The organism is Brachybacterium sp. HMSC06H03 (assembly GCF_001807385.1).
Taxonomy (GTDB): Bacteria; Actinomycetota; Actinomycetes; order Actinomycetales; family Dermabacteraceae; genus Brachybacterium; species Brachybacterium conglomeratum.
This window is the reverse complement of the sequence record NZ_KV788902.1, coordinates 1-2,021: the sequence shown is the minus strand read 5'-3', so window position 1 is coordinate 2,021 and position 2,021 is coordinate 1. Positions and strand designations below refer to the sequence as shown.

General features: G+C 75.0%; 2 protein-coding genes. Both read left to right on the top strand.

Translation table 11 applies throughout. The features are described from left to right. Positions 1-104 precede the first annotated feature (104 nt). Positions 105-1,460, top strand: coding sequence for a Gfo/Idh/MocA family protein (locus HMPREF3159_RS12455; RefSeq protein WP_070501315.1), 1,356 nt, complete (start codon positions 105-107; stop codon positions 1,458-1,460). Beyond that, a partial coding sequence (locus HMPREF3159_RS12450; RefSeq protein ID WP_246821631.1) for a Gfo/Idh/MocA family protein occupies positions 1,457-2,021 on the top strand: 565 nt, incomplete at its 3' end. The genes HMPREF3159_RS12455 and HMPREF3159_RS12450, both read left to right, overlap by 4 nt.

Sequence of the window (2,021 nt, the reverse complement as noted above, 5' to 3'; positions counted from 1 at the left end):
CCGCCTGCGCTGCCGCGACGCCGGCCGCGCGTCGGCCTTGCCGCGGCATCGCCCGTCCCGCCGCCCCGCCCCGTCGTCCCCGCATCCCTCGACCCTGGAGAGACATGACCACCCGCTACGCCCTGATCGGCTCGGGCCACCGCGCCCAGATGTACCTCGACGCGATCGCCGGCCCCCACGCCGACGTCGCCGAGCTGGTCGCGCTGCTCGACGTGAACCCCGCCCGCCGCGAGTTCCACCGCGACCGCGTCCCGGCCTTCGCCGGGGTGCGCCTCGGCGGGCCCGAGGAGCTCGAGGCGATCATCGAGCAGGAGCGGGTGGACCGGGTGATCGTCACGAGCGTGGACCGCCTGCACGCCGAGCACGTCGTCCGCTCCCTCGACGCGGGCGCCGACGTGGTCGTCGAGAAGCCGCTGACCATCGACGCCGAGAGCGCGCAGTCGATCCAGGCGGCGATCGACCGCACAGGACGCTCCGTGGTGGTGACCTTCAACTACCGCTACAGCCCCCGCAACACCGCCCTGAAGCAGGTCGTCGCCTCGGGCGAGATCGGCGAGGTCGTCTCGGCGACCTTCGAATGGGTGCTGGACACCCAGCACGGCGCCGACTACTTCCGCCGCTGGCACCGCGACAAGACCAGCTCCGGCGGCCTGTTCGTGCACAAGGCCGCCCACCACTTCGACCTCGTGAACTGGTGGCTGGACGACGTGCCCACCCGCGTCTACGCCCGCGGCGGCCTTCGCTTCTACGGGGCCGACGCCGCCCGGGAGCGCGGCCAGGAGGACCTGCCCGCGCGCGGCACCCACGACGGGTCGCACGACCCCTTCGAGCTGGACCTGCGCTCCGACGAACGGCTGGAGGCGCTGTACCTCCGCGCCGAGCAGCACGACGGCTACCTGCGCGACCGCTCCGTCTTCGATGCCGGGATCTCCATCGAGGACAACCTCACCGCGATCGTCGACTACGCCCGAGGCCCCGTGCTCACCTACGCGCTGAACGCCCACAGCCCCTGGGAGGGGTACCGGGTGGCGCTGAACGGCACCGCCGGCCGCGCCGAGCTCGAGGTGGTCGAGCGGGCCGAGGTCATCGCGCGGGACGAGGACGGCCGGGCGCATGTCGACCCGAGCGCCGTCGCGGTCACCGGCGAGGACTCCGGCGTGCGCGAGCGCGGCGAGCGCCTGGTGGTCCAGACCCACTTCGGCCCGGCCCGCGAGGTCGAGATCGTCACCGGCGAGGGCGGGCACGGCGGCGGCGATGCGCTGCTGCTGCGCGACGTGTTCGTCGGCCCCGACGAGGACCCGCTGGGCCGCGCCTCCGACCACCTCGACGGGATGCGCGCGATAGCCGTCGGGATCAGCGGAAACGCCTCGCTCGCCAGCGGAGCCCCGGTCGACGTGGCCGCGACCATGGGGGTGCCGCTCGCGGCGCACGACCCGCAGCCCGAGGCGGCCCTGCGATGAGCAACTCCGTGACCGGGACCGTCCCGGAGGCGGTCACGTCGGGTGCCGTCGCGCCGGTGCGCGTGGCGCTGATCGGGGCCCGCGGCTTCGGCCGGGTGCACCTGGAGAACCTCGAGCGGTTGCGCAGAGCGGGCCGGGCCGAGCTGATCGGCGTCGTCGACCTGCACGAGCCGCCCGCGGCCGTGCAGGGGATCTGGCATCGCGACCTCGCCTCCCTGCTCGCCGCGCACGCCGACGCCCCGCCGGAGGTGGTCGTGATCGCCACCCCGATCGACACGCACCTCCCGCTCGCGCTGCAGGCCCTCGAGGCGGGCGCGCACGTGTACCTCGAGAAGCCGCCCGTGCCCGCGCTCGCCGACCACGCGGTGCTCGAACGGGCTGCGCAGGCCGCGGGCCGCGTCGTGCAGATCGGCTTCCAGGCCCGCGGCGGCGCCGGGGTGGACGCGCTGCGGGATCTCGTTGCGACCGGGGAGCTCGGCGAGATCGACACCGTGCGCGTCCACGGCGCCTGGTCCCGCGACCGCGCCTACTACCGCCGCTCGCCCTGGGCGGGCCGGCGCC

Excerpts from the sequence above, each read along its gene's own strand:
- HMPREF3159_RS12455 (WP_070501315.1), top strand. The coding sequence starts at position 105 with ATGACCACCCGCTACGCCCTGATCGGCTCGGGCCACCGCGCCCAGATG.